At 71.4% G+C, this 17,455-nt stretch carries 16 protein-coding genes and 1 pseudogene; 2 read left to right on the forward strand and 15 right to left on the reverse strand.

The features are described from left to right. Window positions 1-140 precede the first annotated feature (140 nt). Window positions 141-833, forward strand: coding sequence for a DNA polymerase beta superfamily protein (locus tag ACIREO_RS18500; protein ID WP_404110962.1), 693 nt, complete (start codon window positions 141-143; stop codon window positions 831-833). 1 nt (window position 834) lies between these two features. On the opposite strand, the gene ACIREO_RS18505 is transcribed toward ACIREO_RS18500, so the two are convergent. Then, window positions 835-1,731 carry a class I SAM-dependent methyltransferase gene (locus ACIREO_RS18505; protein WP_404110965.1) on the reverse strand — a complete coding sequence of 299 codons (897 nt, stop codon included), beginning with the start codon at window positions 1,729-1,731 and terminating at the stop codon, window positions 835-837. Window positions 1,732-1,778: 47 nt separating this feature from the next. Here ACIREO_RS18505 and ACIREO_RS18510 point away from each other — a divergent pair, with 47 nt between their 5' ends. After that, window positions 1,779-2,345: a helix-turn-helix domain-containing protein gene (locus ACIREO_RS18510; protein ID WP_404110968.1), complete on the forward strand. Its 567-nt coding sequence runs from the start codon at window positions 1,779-1,781 to the stop codon at window positions 2,343-2,345. A gap of 31 nt (window positions 2,346-2,376) precedes the next feature. On the opposite strand, the pseudogene ACIREO_RS18515 reads toward ACIREO_RS18510, so the two are convergent. The 14 genes and pseudogenes from ACIREO_RS18515 to ACIREO_RS18580 form a co-directional block, all read right to left on the reverse strand. Next, a pseudogene (locus ACIREO_RS18515) lies at window positions 2,377-2,637 on the reverse strand (DNA polymerase beta superfamily protein); the annotation flags it as partial. 3 nt (window positions 2,638-2,640) lie between these two features. Continuing rightward, complete coding sequence (locus ACIREO_RS18520) at window positions 2,641-3,663, reverse strand: ADP-ribosylglycohydrolase family protein (RefSeq protein WP_404110970.1); 1,023 nt, start codon at window positions 3,661-3,663, stop codon at window positions 2,641-2,643. Continuing rightward, the gene (locus ACIREO_RS18525) at window positions 3,660-4,403 is read right to left on the reverse strand and encodes an NUDIX hydrolase (RefSeq protein WP_404110973.1); all 744 of its coding nucleotides are present in this window, start codon (window positions 4,401-4,403) and stop codon (window positions 3,660-3,662) included. Before ACIREO_RS18525 ends, ACIREO_RS18520 begins: the two co-directional genes overlap by 4 nt. Further along, complete coding sequence (locus ACIREO_RS18530) at window positions 4,400-5,479, reverse strand: AAA family ATPase (protein WP_404110976.1); 1,080 nt, start codon at window positions 5,477-5,479, stop codon at window positions 4,400-4,402. The genes ACIREO_RS18525 and ACIREO_RS18530 overlap by 4 nt, the downstream gene beginning before the upstream one ends. Then, a complete protein-coding gene (gene pnuC / locus ACIREO_RS18535) occupies window positions 5,476-6,138 on the reverse strand; it encodes a nicotinamide riboside transporter PnuC (RefSeq protein ID WP_404110979.1) in 663 nt (220 codons plus the stop codon). The genes ACIREO_RS18530 and pnuC overlap by 4 nt, the downstream gene beginning before the upstream one ends. A 127-nt stretch (window positions 6,139-6,265) precedes the next feature. Next, entirely contained in the window at window positions 6,266-7,426 is a 1,161-nt protein-coding gene (locus tag ACIREO_RS18540) for a pseudouridine synthase (protein ID WP_404110982.1), read from the reverse strand. Continuing rightward, window positions 7,426-8,076: an SMC-Scp complex subunit ScpB gene (gene scpB / locus ACIREO_RS18545; RefSeq protein WP_404110985.1), complete on the reverse strand. Its 651-nt coding sequence runs from the start codon at window positions 8,074-8,076 to the stop codon at window positions 7,426-7,428. Before scpB ends, ACIREO_RS18540 begins: the two co-directional genes overlap by 1 nt. Next, window positions 8,073-9,131 (reverse strand): segregation/condensation protein A, encoded by a 1,059-nt coding sequence (locus ACIREO_RS18550; RefSeq protein ID WP_404110988.1) that lies wholly within the window; start codon window positions 9,129-9,131, stop codon window positions 8,073-8,075. Before ACIREO_RS18550 ends, scpB begins: the two co-directional genes overlap by 4 nt. Window positions 9,132-9,232: 101 nt before the next feature. Next, the gene (locus tag ACIREO_RS18555; protein ID WP_404111092.1) at window positions 9,233-9,826 is read right to left on the reverse strand and encodes a hypothetical protein; all 594 of its coding nucleotides are present in this window, start codon (window positions 9,824-9,826) and stop codon (window positions 9,233-9,235) included. Next, complete coding sequence (locus tag ACIREO_RS18560) at window positions 9,823-10,941, reverse strand: ParA family protein (protein ID WP_404110991.1); 1,119 nt, start codon at window positions 10,939-10,941, stop codon at window positions 9,823-9,825. Before ACIREO_RS18560 ends, ACIREO_RS18555 begins: the two co-directional genes overlap by 4 nt. A 358-nt stretch (window positions 10,942-11,299) precedes the next feature. After that, window positions 11,300-12,415, reverse strand: a complete 1,116-nt coding sequence (gene ald, locus ACIREO_RS18565) for an alanine dehydrogenase (RefSeq protein ID WP_404111095.1) — start codon at window positions 12,413-12,415, stop codon at window positions 11,300-11,302. Window positions 12,416-12,559: 144 nt separating this feature from the next. After that, a complete protein-coding gene (locus ACIREO_RS18570; RefSeq protein ID WP_404110994.1) occupies window positions 12,560-14,632 on the reverse strand; it encodes a tetratricopeptide repeat protein in 2,073 nt (690 codons plus the stop codon). Window positions 14,633-14,883: 251 nt separating this feature from the next. After that, window positions 14,884-15,510, reverse strand: coding sequence for an NUDIX domain-containing protein (locus ACIREO_RS18575; protein ID WP_404110997.1), 627 nt, complete (start codon window positions 15,508-15,510; stop codon window positions 14,884-14,886). Window positions 15,511-15,587: 77 nt separating this feature from the next. Beyond that, window positions 15,588-17,258 (reverse strand): CTP synthase, encoded by a 1,671-nt coding sequence (locus ACIREO_RS18580; RefSeq protein ID WP_404111000.1) that lies wholly within the window; start codon window positions 17,256-17,258, stop codon window positions 15,588-15,590. Window positions 17,259-17,455 lie beyond the last annotated feature (197 nt).

Genomic DNA, 17,455 nt, shown 5'->3' on the forward strand with positions numbered 1-17,455 from the left:
GTGCTGTGTGCCCTTTCAGCCTAGAGGCGCGGCGGCCGCGCCGGTCACCGGTGCTCTGTCCGTGAGACACGGCCTTCCGGGCGGTCCGGCTGGTGGGGGCGGCGGCGTCCGGCTCCGGTGGGGCGCGTACCCTCGCGCGCATGATCATCCCTGATGGCGCGCGGCTCGTACGGGAGCACACCGTCTACTCCTGTGTGATGGGCTCGCGCGCCTTCGGTCTGGCCACCGACGACAGCGACACGGACCGGCGCGGGGTCTTTCTCGCGCCCACCCCGCTGTTCTGGGGCTTCACGAAGCCGCCGGCCCATGTCGAGGGGCCGGCCGACGAGCAGTTCTCCTGGGAGCTGGAGCGCTTCTGCGAGCTGGCGCTGCGGGCGAACCCCAATGTGCTGGAGTGCCTGCACTCCCCGCTCGTGGAGCGGATCGACACCACGGGCCGGGAACTGCTCGGCCTGCGCGGGGCCTTCCTGTCCCGGCAGGCCCACGGGACGTTCGTGCGCTACGCACTGGGTCAGCGGCGGAAGCTGGAGGCCGATGTGCGCACGCACGGCGCTCCGCGCTGGAAGCACGCCATGCATCTGCTGCGGCTGCTGACGTCGGGCCGGGACCTGCTGCGGACGGGCGAGCTGCGGATCGAGGTCGGGGACGCGCGCGAGGGTCTGCTGGAGGTGAAGCGGGGCGAGGTCCCGTGGGCCGAGGTGGAGCGCCGCATGACGCGCCTGGCCGAGGAGAACGACGAGGCGGCGTCCCGCTCCCCGCTGCCGCCGGAGCCCGACCGGGAACGTGTGGAGGCCTTCCTGGTACGGACCCGTCGGGCGTCGGCGGAGTCGTAGCTCAGGCGGAGTCCGCCGGGCGGCGGGCGACCCAGAGGCTGCGTGTCGTGCGGACGACGAGGTCGTCCCGGTGGCGCACGTCCGCCGGGCCACCGTCGACCAGGGTGCCGAGCGCGGCGAGGTCCGCGGGGTCGACCCGGCCGTCCAAGGCGCCACGGATGCGGTCGAGCACGACGTGGGCGTACCGGCCGACGCCGGCGGGCAGCGGGTCGCGCAGCTCCAGCCGCTCCGTGCGCTCGTCCTCGACGAGGAGGCCGGCCTCGGCCAGCATGGCTCCCCAGTCGGCGCCCAGGTGCGGCATCTGCTCGGCGTGGAGGCCTGCCAGCGCCTCGCGGCACCGTGTCTCCAGGCCGGGGCGGCCGGCCACGGCGTCGTCCGGGAGGAAGTGCGGCATCCCGTCCAGCTCGGCGACGGCCAGCAGCCCGCCGGGGCGCAGCGCGGCGTGGACCCCGGCGAGGGCGGCGGCCGGGTCGTCCACGTGGTGCAGGGAGGCCGAGGCCCAGACCAGGTCGGCGCCCGTGATGCCGGCGAGCCCGGCGCCCGCGTCCGTCTCCAGGGTGTCGACCCGGTCGCCCAGGCCCTTCGCGCGGGCGGCGTCGACGAGCCGGGCCAGCATCGCGGGAGAGCTGTCGACGGCGGTCACTCGGGCGCCGGGGAAGCGTTCCAGCAGGGCGAACGTGCCGGTTCCGGTGCCCGATCCGAGGTCGACGACGTGCGTGACGCCCTCACCGGCACGCTCGGCGATCCGGGCGGTCACCCCGGCGAGGTACGGGGCGAAGATCTCGGCGTCGAGATCGAGCACCTGGGCGAGGGAGTCGTCCGTGTCCGGATGTCCGTGGTCGTGCTCATGGTGATGACCGGGTTCGTGGTGGTGCGCGTGGGAAGTGGAGGATGTCATGCGACCGAGCCTACGAAGATTTGCGCAGAGCGCATACTCTCTTGCTCATGACGCAAGAAGGAAGCGGTCTGGACGGCCTCGTACGCAAAAGGATCCGTGCGCTGCGGGCCGCGCACAGCTGGTCGCTGGACGACCTCGCCACCCGCTGCCACCTCAGCCCCTCCACCCTCAGCCGGATCGAGACCGGCCACCGCAGGATCGCGCTCGACCAGCTGACCGTGATCGCCCGCGCGCTGGGCACCTCGCTCGACCAGCTCGTCGAGACGGACGCCGACGACGTCGTCACGAACCCCACGCACGATCTGGCGCGAGGCCTGACCCAGTGGGCGCTGCGCGGCCAGCCCGGCGTCACCGTGGCCCGGATACGGCTGACCGGTCCGCCGGCCGAAGGCCCCTCGGCTCTCAAGGCGCACCCCGGCCGGGAGTGGTTCACGGTGCTGTCCGGCACGGCCTTGCTGGTGCTGGGGGAACGGCGGCTACGGGTGGAGCAGGGGCAGGCGGCGGAGTTCACCACGATGCTCCCGCACGCGCTGGGCGCCGTCGGCGGCCCGGCCGAGGTCCTCGGCATCTTCGACCGGGACGGCCGCCGCTCCCATCTGCGCGAACGCGGCTGAGAGGGCGGCCTCCAGGGCCTCAGGACGGAACAGTGACGAGGTCCATCCCGCCCCCCTCGTGGTCCCGCATCCGTGACCGTGTCTCCTCCGGCGTACGGAGCCCGACGAGATCCTCCGCGGGCAGGACATGGACCCCCCGCAGGTCCACGTCCGAGTCCCGCGAGGGAAAACCGTACGGATGGGCGCCCGAGACCGTGGTGAACAGGAGCGGGCAGGGCTCCTGTCCGAGTGCCGGGGTCAGGTCGGTGACCGGCAGCCCGGCCCCCCGCAGGAGCGTCGTGTCGCTGTGCATGGATCAGGCGTCCCAGAGCGCGGCCAGCGACAGCAGGTCGCTGCGGTACTCGACGCGCTCCGACCATTCCTTGGGCCAGGCTCCCGACCCCAGGTGCGCTCCGGCCAGCGCGCCCGCGAGGCAGGCGATGGAGTCGGAGTCGCCCCTGGTGCAGGCGGCCCGGCGCAGGGCGGTCAGCGGTTCCTCGGGGAAGAGCAGGAAGCAGTGCAGGGCGGTGGCGAGTGCCTCCTCGGCGATCCAGCCGTCGCCGGTCCGCTCGCACGGGTCGGTCTCCGGCGACGGGTCGCGCAGGGCGTCCTGGACGTGCCCCAGCGCGGTCAGGCACTCGTCCCAGCCCCGGCTGATGAACGCCTCGGGCGAGGCGTCGTGGGTGTACCGCCACAGGTCACCGAGCCACCGGGTGAGGTAGTGGCCGCGGTTCTCGTACGCGTATGAGCGCAACTGGCCGACCAGGCCGAGCGGTTCGGCCCCCTGGGCGAGGAGGTGCACCGCCCGGGCCGTCAGGTCGGATGCCGCGAGGGCGGTGGGGTGGCCGTGGGTGAGGGCGGCCTGGAGCTGGGCGGCCCCGGCGCGCTGTTCGTCGCTGAGGCCGGGCACGAGGCCGATGGGCGCGACGCGCATGTTGGCCCCGCAGCCCTTGGAGCCGGTGCGGCTGGCCTCCTGCCAGATCCGGTCGCCCTCGAGCAGCGCGCACGCCTCCAGGCAGGTCCGGCCGGGAGCACGGTTGTTGTCGGGTGAGCGGTTCCAGCGGACGAACTCCTCCCGGACCGGGCCCACCATCCGCTCCGGGGTGAGGAGCCCCTGGTCCATGGCGGTGCGTATGCCGCGCCCCAGGGCGAGCGTCATCTGGGTGTCGTCGGTGACGAACGCGGGGTCCGGCAGCCGCATCTCGCGCCAGGGCCCGCATTTCGTGAGGATCGCGGGGACGTCGTTGAACTCGGTGGGGAAGCCCAGTGCGTCGCCGAGCGCGAGCCCGGTCAGCGTTCCTGTGGCCGCCTGCTTGGTGAGAATCCTTGTCGCGGTCATGATGTCCGTCCTTCAGGGCGTCCTTCCGGGCGCAGCAATGGAGGGTGCAGGGCGGTAGCGGTCCCCGCCCTGTAGAGAGCGGCGGGTTTACCCCGTCCGCCGGTGCGGCGCGGCGGTCCGTCCACGGCCTGGACGAAGCCGGGCGTGGTGAGGACCTTGCGCCGGAAGTTGGGCCGGTCCAGCTCGACGCCCCAGACGGTCTCGTAGACCCTCTGGAGCTCCCCGAGGGTGAACTCGGCGGGGCAGAACGCGGTGGCCAGGCAGGAGTACTCGAGTCTGGCGCCGATCCGGTCGTGCGCGTCGGCCAGGATGCGGTCGTGGTCGAAGGCGAGCGGCCCGGTGGCGCCCGCGTCCCACCACTGTGCGTTGGCCGCGTCCCCGCCGCCCCGCGGTTCGGGGAGATCGGGCACGAGCGCGGCGTACGCGACGGAGACGACCCGCATCCTGGGGTCGCGGTCCGGATCACTGTAGGTGCGCAGCTGTTCGAGGTGGAAGGCGCACACGGATCGCTTGGTGAGGCCGGTCTCCTCGGCGAGCTCGCGGCGGGCGGCCTCCTCAGCGGATTCCCGGGGCAGTACGAAGCCGCCGGGAAGGGCCCACCGCCCCTTGTAGGGGGCCTCACCGCGCTCCACGAGCAGCACATGGAGCCGTGCCTCGCGGACGGTGAAGACGGCGAGGTCGACGGTGACGGCGAAGGGGACGAAGGCATGGGGGTCGTACCCCTCGGGGGCGGCGCTCATCGTCGCTCCGGCAGGGGTGCCGTGAAGTGCCAGCCGGCGGTGAGGAGCTCGTCCACGGCGGCGACCGCCGCGTCGAGGCGCTCGCCGCGCGATCCGGTGACCTCGATGAATGGCCTTCCGGTACGGGTGAGTTCGGTGCGGAAGCGGTCCGTCATCCAGGGCCGCAGTTCCTCGCCGTCACGCAGTCCGTCGTCCTCGAAGGCGACACCCTCGTGGCCGGTGAGCAGCCAGAGATGGTGGGTGACCCGCTCGGCGGCCTTCTCGACGAGGGGGTTGCGTCCGCCGATGTAGCGCTCGTGCCAGACGGTGGTGGCGAAGGAGTCGGTGTCGCAGAAGAGCACCGGGGACCCCGCCCGCGCGGCGGCGTCCTCCCTCGCGTTCTGTGTCTCGGCGATGTGGGGGAAGTCGTCGGTGGTGAAGGAGACGTCCTCCCACTGGGCCTGAGGCCACCGCTCGCGCAGGGAGGCGAGCTCGGCCTCGCTGAACTCCCGCCCGTACTCGGCGACGTACCGCGTCCGGGCCCATGTCCCGCCGCGCCGGCGGTAGTGCTCGGCGAGCGCGAGGGCCAGGGTGGTGGTTCCGGTGGACTCGGCGCCGACGACGACGATCCGGCGGGCGAGCGCGGCCCGTACGGGCGGCTCCAGATAGTCCCAGCAGCCGACGGGGTCGGCGCGGACCGCGGTGCCGGAGACGGGGAAGAGGGTGCGGCCGGGATCGACGAGGACGGATTCCGCGCCGAAGCGGCGGGCCAGTTCCGCGCCGTACGGCTCGGAGGTGAAGACGGCGTCGACACGCTCGGGCACGGCCGCGGCGAACACCTCCATGTGGGCGTCCCAGACTGCCGCGTCGGTGATGTCCATGGGGATGTCGTCGACGGTCCCCACCACCCGGACGTCGGGGTGGGTCTCCCGCATCCAGGCGACCCGGTCGGCGAGCGGGACGGATTCGACCGAGGCGGCGCAGACCAGGACGGTGAGCCTCTCGCAGCGTTCCCGTGCGGTACGGACGAGGTGGTGGTGGCCGGCGTGCGGCGGATAGAACTTGCCGAGGACCAGGCCGTGCCCGTGGCGTGTCATACGGGCACCACCGTGTCCTCACGGTCCTCACGCCGGCCTGCCGCCAGGTCCCGGCTCCAGTTGCGCAGCCCGACGATGCAGAGCATGAGGAATCCGACGTACAGCAGGGAGGTGAGGTAGAGCTCCTTGTACGCGTACAGCGGGATGTACACCACGTCGGCGGCGATCCACAGCCACCAGGACTCGACCCGCTTGCGGCACTGCCCGTACGTCGCCATGAGCGACAGCGAGGTGGTCAGGGCGTCCCAGAACGGCACGGTCGAGTCCGTGGCCCGGGACAGCAGCAGGGTGAGGCCGAGGACCCCGGCCGCCCCCGCCGCGAGCAGCCAGGTCCACTCGGTGCGTGTGGTGCTCCGCACCGGCAGGACGGACGTCCCTGGTCCACCCCCGTGGGTCCAGGTCCACCAGCCGTACGCGGCGAGGGAGATGAAGGCGATCTGCAGGCCGGCGTCGGCGTACAGACCGGACTGGGCGAACAGCAGGATGAAGAACAGGTTGTTGGCGATGCCGATCGGCCAGTTGGCGAGGTGCTGGCGGGCCACGAGCCAGACGCACAGCGCACCACTGCCGAAGCCCAGCACCTCGGTCCAGCTGACGGGGGTGTCCAGGACCGTCACCAGGGGCTGCTGCAGGGGATCGAGCACGTCCGCGAGCGTCACGCCGCCTCCTTCTTAATAGTCACTATGACTATAAAGAAGAAACGCCGGACGCAAAAGGCCCGCGACCCGTTCCTGTTCGAAAAAACGAACGAGGAACCGGCCGCGGGCCTTCAGGATCGGGCGGTGACTACAGACCGACCTCGCGCATGAGCATGCCGACCTCGGTGTTGGTCAGGCGGCGCAGCCAGCCCGACTTCTGGTCGCCGAGCGGGATCGGCCCGAAGGACGTCCGCACGAGGCGCTCGACCGGGAAGCCGGCCTCGGCCAGCATCCGGCGGACGATGTGCTTGCGGCCCTCGTGGAGGGTCACCTCGACGAGGTAGTTCTTGCCGGTGTTCTCGACGACCCGGAAGTGGTCGGCGCGGGCGTAGCCGTCCTCCAGCTGGATACCGTCCTTGAGCCGCTTGCCGAGGTCGCGCGGGAGCGGTCCCTGGATGGCGGCCAGGTAGGTCTTCTTCACGCCGTACCTGGGGTGCGTCAGACGGTGGGCCAGGTCACCGTGGTTGGTGAGCAGGATGATGCCCTCGGTCTCGGTGTCGAGCCGCCCGACGTGGAACAGCCGCGTCTCGCGGTTGTTCACGTAGTCCCCGAGGTTCTGACGGCCGTCCGGGTCGCCCATCGTAGAGACGACGCCGGCGGGCTTGTTCAGCGCGAAGAAGAGGTACGACTGGGTCGCGACGGTCAGGCCGTCGACCTTGATCTCGTCCTTCTGCGGGTCGACGCGCTTGCCCTGCTCCAGGACGATCTCGCCGTTGACCTCGACGCGGGCCTGCTCGATCAGCTCCTCGCACGCCCGGCGCGAGCCCATGCCGGCGCGGGCGAGGATCTTCTGCAGACGCTCGCCCTCCTGCTCGGCGCCCGGGTTGGTCCGGGGGGTCTTGATCTCGGGCTTGTCCGCGTACCGGTCACGGTTGCGCTGCTCGATCTTGGCGTCGAGCTCACGGGGGCGGGACGGGGCACCCACACGGCGTCCGCCCTTGGTCACCTTCTGTGTGGGCTTCGGGCCGCCCTTGGCGCCGCCGCGGGCCGCCGCGCCGCGGCCCTTGCGGGGGCCGCCGTCGCCGCCCGGCTTGTCGGAGCCCACGTCGTAGCGGCGCTCCTCGGGACGGGGCCGGCGGGGGCGCTGCTCCTGCTTGTCGTCGCGCTCGGAGCCGGAGACCCGCGGGTTCGGGTTGCTGTTCCTGCCGCTGCCGCTGGTGTTCTTTCCGGCACCGCTCCTGCCGCCGCCGCTCCGGGAGCCGCCGCCGCTCCTGCTGCCGCTGCCGTTGTTGCTGCCACTGCTTCGCATCAAAAATCCGTCTTGTCGTCTGCGTGAGTTTCCGGGGTGTCCGGTGCGTCCGGATCGAACGACGGCACACCCTCTAGCGTCTCAGCCTCGATCGCGTCCGCCTCCGGGAGGAAGGGCGCGAGCTCCGGGAGCTCGTCCAGGCCTCGCAGGCCCATTCGCTCCAGAAAGTAGTTCGTCGTCCTGTACAGGATCGCACCTGTTTCGGGTTCCGCGCCCGCCTCGCCGACGAGGCCCCTCTGGAGCAGGGTCCGCATGACGCCGTCGCAGTTCACTCCGCGTACCGCCGAGACCCTCGACCGGCTGACCGGCTGACGGTACGCGACGACCGCGAGCGTCTCCAGTGCCGCCTGGGTGAGCCGGGCGTGCTGGCCGTCCAGGACGAAGCCCTCGACGGCCTCCGCGTACTCCGGACGGGTGTAGAAACGCCAGCCCCCGGCGACGAGCCTCAGGTCGAATCCGCGGCGCTGGACGGTGTACTCGTCGGCCAGCTCCCGCAGGGCGTCCGCGACGGCCCTGCGGGGCCGCTGGAGGACCTTGGCGAGGTGTTCCTCAGTGGCGGGCTCGTCGACGACCATGAGGACCGCCTCCAGCGCGGGCCTGAGATCGAGGCCGGCAACCCGGGCGTCGCGCCCCTCGTCGTCTGTGCTCATGCCTGTACGTCCTCCTGTGGCTCGCGCACCTCTTGGTCGAACTCGTCCGTGACCACCGGTTCGGCCCCCTCTCCCCCGGCCCAGCGCACCAGGAGCTCACCGAGCGCCTCCTCCTGGTCGAGCGTGACCGCCTTCTCCCGGTAGAGCTCCAGGAGCGCCAGGAAGCGGGCGACGACGGTGAGGGTGTCCTCCGCGTCCTCGGTGAGCGTCCGGAAGCTGATCTCGCCCTCCGCGCGCAGCCTCGCCACCACGATCTCCGCCTGCTCGCGGACGCTCACCAGCGGTGCGTGGATGTGGTCGACGTACACCTGTGGCTTCGGCTTCGGCTGCATCGCCTTCACGGCGAGCCGGGCGAACCCCTCCGGGCCGATGCTGATCACGACCTCGGGCAGCAGCTCCGCGTGCTGGGGCTCGAGGCCGACGGTGCGGGGGTAGCGGCGGGACTCGGACTCCAGCCGGTCGCTGAAGATCTCCGCGATCCTCTTGTACGCGCGATACTGCAGCAGCCGCGCGAAGAGCAGGTCCCGGGCCTCCAGGAGGGCCAGGTCCGCCTCGTCCTCCACCTCCGCGGTGGGGAGCAGCCGGGCGGCCTTCAGGTCGAGCAGGGTCGCGGCGACGACGAGGAACTCGGTGGTCTGGTCGAGGTCCCAGTCCGCCCCCATGGCCCGGATGTGCGCCATGAACTCGTCGGTGACCTTCGACAGCGCGACCTCGGTCACATCGAGCTTGTGCTTGGAGATCAGCTGGAGGAGCAGATCGAAGGGGCCCTCGAAGTTGACCAGCCGCACGGTGAACCGCCTGTCGGCGGCGGTCTCCACGGCTCCGGCCTCCGACGGGCCCACCGGAGGGCTACCGGCGGCCGACGGCGCCACTGGGGCCTCGACGGGCGTCGCAGGGGCCTCGATGGGCGCCACTGGGGCCTCGATGGCCGTCGCAGGGGCCGAAAGGGCCTCCAGCGCCTCGCGCGGAGCCGTAGGAGCCTCCACGGGCTCTGTCCCCGGCCCCCGGCCGAGCGCACGGCGGGGCGGGCGGGGCGTGTCGTCGGCAGTCGGCATGTGCTGGGGTCCAGGGGTGCGGCGGGAGGCGGGCGGTGGGCCCCGGGGCGGGGCCGTCCGCACGACGGCCCTCCCCCGGCAGGCTACCGGCGCGACGCCGTTCAGCGGCCCCGCAGCCTCCGGACGAGGATGCTCGCGTCGCCGCGCGACTCCAGGTCGGCCAGCACCACGGCGACCGCTTCCCGGACGATGCGCCCGCGGTCGACGGCCAGTCCGTGCTCGCCGCGCAGCACGAGGCGCGCGTGCTCGAGGTCCATCAGTTCCTCGGCCGACACATAGACGGTGATCTTCTCGTCATGGCGTTCCCGGCCACTGGGCCTGCGGTTCGCTCCCCGCCCGCCCCCGCGTCCGCGCTGCGGCTGGACGGTGGTGGGCGCGGGCCCCTCCTGGGGAGGGACGGTACGGGCCCTGGGCGGGGCTGCCGCGCCCCGGTCGTCCCCGTCGGCGCGGCTGCGCGAGCCGCCGCCGTCGGAGTCCGCCGCGGAGTGCTCCTCCCGGGACGCACCCGCGGAGGGGTCGCCACTGCCCGGAGCGCCGCCGCGGCCGGTGTCCGCCGGGGCAGGATCGCCTCCTCCGGCAGGCGCGGGGACCCGCGCCTCGCCGTTCGCCTTGCGTCGCCGCTCGGCGGCGGACGAGCCCTGGAGGCCCATGCCCCCGGTGGTACGGAACAGCTCGTCGGCCCCCGGCAGACTCACTCGGCGTGACACCGGGCGAGCACCTCCCTGGCGAGCTGGCGATAGGCGGCGGCACCGACGGAGTTCGACGCGTACGTGGTGATGGGCTCACCGGCGACCGTGGTCTCCGGGAAGCGCACCGTACGTCCGATGACGGTGTGGTAGACGTGCTCGTCGAAGGCCTCGACGACACGCGCGAGCACCTCACGGCTGTGCACCGTGCGGGAGTCGTACATCGTGGCCAGGATGCCGTCCAGCTCGAGCTCCGGGTTGAGCCTCTCCTGGACCTTCTCGATCGTCTCGGTGAGCAGTGCCACACCGCGCAGCGCGAAGAACTCGCACTCGAGCGGGACTATCACCTTGTGAGCCGCCGTGAGGGCGTTCACGGTGAGCAGACCGAGCGAGGGCTGACAGTCGATCACGATGTAGTCGTAGTCGGCCATCAGCGGCTTGAGGGCGCGCTGAAGCGTCGACTCCCGGGCCACCTCGCTCACCAGCTGCACCTCGGCGGCCGAGAGGTCGATGTTGCTGGGGAGCAGATCCATGTTGGGCACGGCCGTCTTCAGCAGGACGTCGTCCGCCACCATGCCCCGCTCCATGAGCAGGTTGTAGACGGTGAGGTCGAGCTCCATCGGGTTGACCCCGAGGCCGACCGACAGGGCTCCCTGCGGGTCGAAGTCGACGAGCAGGACGCGTCGGCCGTACTCCGCGAGCGCGGCACCCAGGTTGATGGTCGACGTGGTCTTGCCGACGCCGCCCTTCTGGTTGCACATCGCGATGATCTTCGCGGGGCCGTGGTCGGTCAGGGGACCGGGAATCGGGAAGTACGGCAGCGGCCGGCCGGTCGGGCCGATCCGCTCGCGGCGCTGGCGGGCGGCGTCGGGCGCGAGCGTGGCCGCGTACTCCGGATCGGGCTCGTATTCGGCATCGGGGTCGTAGAAGTGCCCCTCGGGCACCTCGGCGAAGTCGGCGAAGTGGGAGGTCTCTCGGCCACTTTCGTTGCCGGCCATGGCGTTCACGTGTAGGCCGTCCATCGTCTGGGGGGCTGTCGTCATGTGCTGGTGGGTGGCGAAGGTGCGGACAGCGACGGAGCCGACAGCTTCGAGTCCGATCGGGCTCAGACCCCGTGCAGGCATCCCTGGTTGACCACCCCCGGGAGTAATTGTCGACTCATTCACAAGTCGTCTTACCTCCTTGGATGTGACCAGGAAACTTATCGATAGGTCAGCGTGGCACCATGCCGACGATTGGCGACTCTATGGCGTGTCACCGGTTCGCAGCAACACAATCCGCCGGACCCGGCCCTGTGTGTCGGCAATCGAACACCCCTCTGTCAAGAGCGTGGAGCGCCCGGGGCGCACCTTTCGCGGGGGTGCAAAACGGGTAGAGGGTTATCTCTCCGGCGGGTTGATCCGGGCCGTCTCATACGTCCGGCCGGACCTTGCTGGGCAAGGTCCGGCCGGACGCGTGAGGTTGACGGAGAGGGTTGACCGCTCAGCCGAGAAGCGCACTCAGTTCGACGTGGTCAAGACCGTGGGCCTCGGCCACCTCGCGGTAAACCACCTGGCCGTCATGGGTGTTGAGGCCCCTGGCGAGGGCGGCGTCACGGCGCAGGGCATCGGCCCAGCCCTGGTTCGCGAGCTCCAGGATGTAGGGCAGCGTGGCGTTCGTGAGCGCGTAGGTGGACGTGTTCGGCACCGCGCCCGGCATGTTCGCGACGCAGTAGAAGACCGAGTTGTGGACCATGAAGGTCGGCTCGGCGTGCGTCGTCGGATGCGAGTCCTCGAAGCAGCCTCCCTGGTCGATCGCAATGTCGACAAGAACACTTCCGGGCTTCATCTTGGCGACGAGCTCGTTGGTGACCAGCTTCGGCGCCTTCGCTCCCGGGATCAGCACGGCGCCCACGACGAGGTCGGCCTCGACGACGGCCTTCTCGAGCTCGAGGGCGTTGGAGACGACCGTCCGGACCTTCGTGCCGAAGACCTTGTCGGCCTCGCGCAGCTTGTTGATGTCCTTGTCGAGCAGCGTGACGTGGAAGCCGAGCCCGACGGCGATCTGGGTGGCGTTCCAGCCGGAGACCCCGCCGCCGATGACGACGGCCCTGGCCGACCCCGTGCCGGGGACGCCGCCGGGAAGCACACCGCGCCCGCCGACCGAGCGCATCAGGTGGTACGCGCCGACCTGCGGGGCGAGGCGGCCGGCGACCTCCGACATCGGGGCGAGCAGCGGCAGCGCGCGGTTCGCGGTCTCGACGGTCTCGTAAGCGATGGCGGTCGTGCCCGACTCCAGCAGGGCGTCCGTGCATGCGCGTGAGGCGGCGAGGTGCAGGTACGTGAAGAGCGTCTGGCCCTTGCGGAGGCGGTGGTACTCCTCGGCGACCGGCTCCTTCACCTTGAGCAGAAGGTCGGCGGCGGCCCAGACCTCGTCGGCGGTGGGCACGATCCGCGCTCCGGCTGCGACGTACTCCTCGTCCGGGATGGAGGATCCCTCGCCGGCGTGCTGCTCGACAAGGACCTGGTGGCCGTGACGGACGAGCTCATGCACTCCGGCAGGGGTGATCGCCACCCGGAACTCGTTGTTCTTGACTTCGCGGGGGATGCCGACCTTCACGTCGATCACGGTCCTTGGCTCGGAGAATCGCTCGGACACAGCGGGATATACCCGTATGAACCAAGCATAGAGGGAAACACCGCAGGGATACGCGGCAGAGCCATCATTAATGAAGGACTTCTCGCTGTCCAGCCTTACAAAGCATTAACTTTTGATCGAAGCACTACGGATTTCGCAGGTCGGGCCCTTCTCGGCCAGCAGTCTGTCGGCCGTCGCCCGGTGCAGCCGGGCCGCCGCGGGATCACCGAGCCGGTCCAGGGTGTCCGCCAGCCTGAGCTCCAGCGCGGCCTGAAGACGCAGGTCGCCCGCCCTGCGCGCCAGGTCGACCGCCTCCCGGCAGGTGTGCAGCGACTCCTGGGGCCTGCCCGCGTACTCCTGCACCCGCGCGGCCTCGCTGAGCGCGCGCGCCTGGGCCGGGAGGTCCCCGAGCCTGCGGTGGCCGGCCGCGGCCGCGCGCCAGTTGCGCAGCGCCTCGCCGTAGCGGCCCGCGTATGTGTGGACCGCTCCGAGCCGGCCGTACAGCCGTGCCTCGTCGGCCCGCTCCCCCTGTGTGAGCCGCTGCGCGAGCGCCCGGCCGTACCAGTCGGAGGCCCGGTTGAAGTCCCCGAGCTCGGCGTAGGCGCCGCCTGCGGATTCCATCGCCCTGCCGGTCGCGTAGAGGTCGTTCGCCGCGCGTCCGGCGTCCAGCGCCGCCCGGTAGCGGGCCAGCGCCGCCCGCGTACGGCCGGTCCTGGCGTCCAGGTCGGCGAGGTTGAGGAGGGCGGCGGCCTTCTCCCTGGGCAGGTCCCGGCGCTCCGCCACATCGAGGACCAGGCCGTGCAGCCCGTACAGCACGGGGGCGGCGTCCTCGGTGCCCCGGTGCGCGGCGAGGGCGCGGACGAGGGCGGCCACCAGCCGGCGGGCGAGGGTGTCCAGGTCTCCTTCGCGCACGGCGGCACGGGCGGAGGCCAGCAGCGACGGTTCGCGGATCCGCAGCCACTCGGCGGCCGACTCCGGATTGGGGAAGCGCAGCGAGCGCGGCAGTCCGGCGAGGCGGCGGCGGGCCGGGGAGTCCTCGGGATCGGTGACCGCACGGCAGGCCTGGAGCCGGCGCACGGTCCTCTCCAGCATCCTGGCCCGGGCGAGCTGGATCTCGGCGGGCCGTTCCCGCTCCTCCAGCGCGGCGCGGATCAGCGGGGCGAGGCAGCCGGGGACCTCGTACTGCGGCAGGCCGGCACCGTTCGACCTGAGCAGCCCGAACCGGACGAAGTCGTCCAGGGTCGTCTGGGCGGCGGACACGGAGCACCCGGCCAGCGCCGAGGCGGTGTGCGCGTCGGCCAGACCGGCCGGCGCCAGGGCGAGCAGCCGCAGTATCCCGGCGGCCGCAGGCGGCAGCGCCTCATGGACCAGCCGGAAGGCGCGGGCCAACGGACTGTCGCCGGAACGCTGTTCGGGTTCGTCCCGCTGGTCGCGCAGCTGCTTGGCGACATCGGCGACCGACGCGCCCGGCCGGGCCGCGAGCCACCCCGCGACCAGGGTCAGGGCGGCGGGCTGCCCTCCGCACTCCTCCGTGAGCGTCTCGGCGGTCCGCGGGTCGACCGTGATGCGTACCTGGCCGATGGCGCGGGCGAGCAGCTGCACCCCGGAGCCCGCGTCCAGCCCGCCGATGGTGCAGGGGCGGACGCCGGGGATTCCGGTGAGGGGCCCCGTCGCGGTGGCGACGACCAGGCAGTCGGGGTTGTCCGGCAGCAGCGGGTCGACCTGCTCGGCGTCCACGGCGTCGTCGAGGAGGATCAGGGCGCGGCGTACGGCGAACGCCTCGCGGACCATCTCGGAGAGCTCGTCCTCGTCCGCTCCGGGCGGGGCGGTGACGGAGAGCAGGTCCAGGAGCGCGCGTGCGGTGCGCTCCGGGGGGACGCGCTCACCCCCGGGTTCGGTGAGCGGGACCCGGAACACTCCGTCGGGGTAGTCACCGGGTTCCGCGAGGCGGCGGGCCAGTTCGGAGGCGAGTGCGGTGCGTCCGGATCCGGGCCGGCCGGCGATCAGGAGGACCCGCGCGCGAGCCGCTTTGCGGCCCGCCAGGGTGTCCAGTCCCGCCCGCTCGATGTCTTCCTGAAGGGCTTTCAACTCTCGCTCGCGGCCGAAGAACTGACGTGGAGTCACATCCGGCGGCTTCTTGGCTCCCGCCGTCCCCGCCACGTCGGCCGGGCCGCTGGTGTCCACCGCCTGATCGGTCACGGGCCACGCTCCACTTCGCTGCACGCGGTTGCCCGCCGGAAGTCCGGTCGGGGCCTTTCGAGCGTAGTTCAGTGGTACTGACGATCACGGCCGAGCGCGGCGGACACGTCCCCCGATCGGATCAACGTTTCGTACGATCGGCCCACGATCGAACCGGTGCGGGGCGGACAGGTGCCGGGCGGACCAATACCGGCCCGCCCCGACGAGTACGGACCGGCACGGCCAGGACGGCCGTGCCGGACGGACCGTGGTCAGGCCTCGAACGGGCGGGCCGGCCAGGGCGCCTCGGCGGGTCGCAGCGAGTCCACACCGTCACCCGCGAGCACCGCGGTGAGCGACAGAACGCCCACGACCAGGCAGTTGTTGTGCAGGTCGCCCGCGAGCACGCCCCGCACCAGCTCGTCGAGAGGCACCCGCGCCTGCTCCATGTCGGCCTCCTCCTCGGCGACCTCGAAGCGTTCGCCCTCGGCCTCGGAGAGGTCCCGGGCGAGGAAGACACGCACGGCTTCGTCGCAGCCGCCGGGAGTGGTGTAGACGTCGGTCAGCACCCGCCAGTCCTCGGCCTTGACGTGCGCTTCCTCGTAGAGCTCGCGCTGCGCGGCGTGCAGCGGGTTCTCGCCGGGGATGTCGAGCAGCCCCGCCGGGATCTCCCACAGCTTGTGACGCACCGGGTGCCGGTACTGCCGCAGGACGACCACCCGGCCGTCCGCGTCGAGCGCGAGTACGGCCACCGAGCCGGGGTGGACCTGGTAGTCGCGGCTGTGGACGCTTCCGTCGGGCATCACGACGTCGTCGGTACGGACGCTGGTCTTGTTACCGGTGAAGGGGGTCACCGTGGCGGTGACCTGCCATTCCTCGGGCGTGTCCTGGAAACCCATGTACGTCCTCCCACGAACAAACAGAAACCGGGGCACGCATCCCGTCAAGGATCCGTACCCCGGTCAACGGTATCGCCTTACGCGTCGACGGCTGTCCCCTGCGCGGCGACCTTGCGCTCCACCGCGGCCTTCACCAGGCCGGCGAAGAGCGGGTGGGGGCGGGTCGGGCGGGAGCGCAGCTCCGGGTGCGCCTGGGTGGCGACCAGGTAGGGGTGGATCTCACGCGCGTACTCGACGTACTCGACGAGCTTGTTGTCCGGGGAGGTGCCGGAGAAGACCAGTCCGGCCTTCTTCTCGAGCTCCGCGCGGTAGCCGTTGTTGACCTCGTAGCGGTGGCGGTGGCGCTCCTCGACGTACGGCTCGTCGGCGTAGGCCTCGCGGACCAGGGAGCCCTCTGCGAGCTTGGCCGGGTACAGGCCGAGCCGCATCGTGCCGCCCAGGTCGCCCGCACCCTCGACGTACGCGAGCTGCTCCTCCATCGTCGAGATGACGGGGTGGCCCGTGGCGGCGTCGAACTCCGTGGAGTTGGCGTCGGGGATCCCGGCGAGATTCCGCGCGGCCTCGATCACGATGCACTGGAGGCCGAGGCAGAGGCCGAGCAGCGGCACCTTGTTCTCGCGGGCGTACTGGATGGCGCCGACCTTGCCGACCACACCGCGCTCGCCGAAGCCGCCGGGGATGCAGACCGCGTCGACGTCACCGAGCTGCTGCTGGGCGCCCGCCGGGGTCTTGCAGTCGTCGGAGGCGACCCACTTGACCTTGACACGGGCCTTGTTCGCGAAGCCGCCGGCCCTGATGGCCTCGGTGACCGAGAGGTAGGCGTCGGGCAGGTCGATGTACTTGCCGACCAGGGCGACGGTGACCTCGTGGTCGGGGTTGTGGACGCGGTCCAGCAGGTCGTCCCAGGTCGTCCAGTCGACGTCGCGGAACGGCAGGTCGAGCTTGCGGACGACGTAGGCGTCCAGGCCCTCGGTGTGCAGCACCTTGGGGATGTCGTAGATCGACCGTGCGTCCGGGCAGGCCACCACCGCGGTCTCGTCGACGTCGCACATCAGCGAGATCTTGCGCTTGATGGCGGTCGGGACCTCGCGGTCGGCGCGCAGCACGATGGCGTCCGGCTGGATACCGATGTTGCGCAGGGCGGCGACGGAGTGCTGGGTGGGCTTGGTCTTCAGCTCGCCGGACGGGCCGATGTAGGGCAGCAGCGAGATGTGCACGACGAAGACGTTGTCGCGGCCGACCTCGTGGCGGACCTGGCGGACCGTCTCCAGGAAGGGCAGCGACTCGATGTCGCCGACCGTGCCGCCGACCTCGGTGATGACGACGTCCACGTCGTCGGTCGCCATGCGGCGGATGCGGTGCTTGATCTCGTTGGTGATGTGCGGGATGACCTGGACGGTGTCACCGAGGTACTCGCCGCGCCGCTCCTTGGCGATCACGGTGTTGTAGACCTGGCCGGTCGTGACGTTGGCCGAACCGTCGAGGTCGACGTCGAGGAAGCGCTCGTAGTGGCCGATGTCCAGGTCGGTCTCGGCGCCGTCGTTGGTGACGAACACCTCACCGTGCTGGAAGGGGTTCATCGTGCCGGGGTCGACGTTGAGGTAGGGGTCGAGCTTCTGCATGGTGACCCGCAGGCCACGTGCCTTGAGCAGGGCACCCAGGCTGGAGGCAGTCAGACCCTTGCCGAGGGAGGAGGCGACACCCCCGGTGACGAAGATGTGCTTGGTCGTCGTGGATGTGGGCTGCATAGCCAAAGGGGGCTCCCGTGGTCGCGATCGTGAGGTGCGTACCGGTGTGCCTTCCGGAGAATTCCGGAGGCGCCGTCGCTGCGGTTCGGGGGCCTCGTCCACTGTCGGAACGACCACCGGTCCACGGGCTACCAGGGTATCAGCGACGAAGGGAGGCCGCTTCCAGCCATGCCTCCCCGGTACGGGCACAAGATCAT

The sequence above is a fragment of the Streptomyces sp. NPDC102441 genome (assembly GCF_044765585.1).
Lineage (GTDB): Bacteria > Actinomycetota > Actinomycetes > Streptomycetales > Streptomycetaceae > Streptomyces.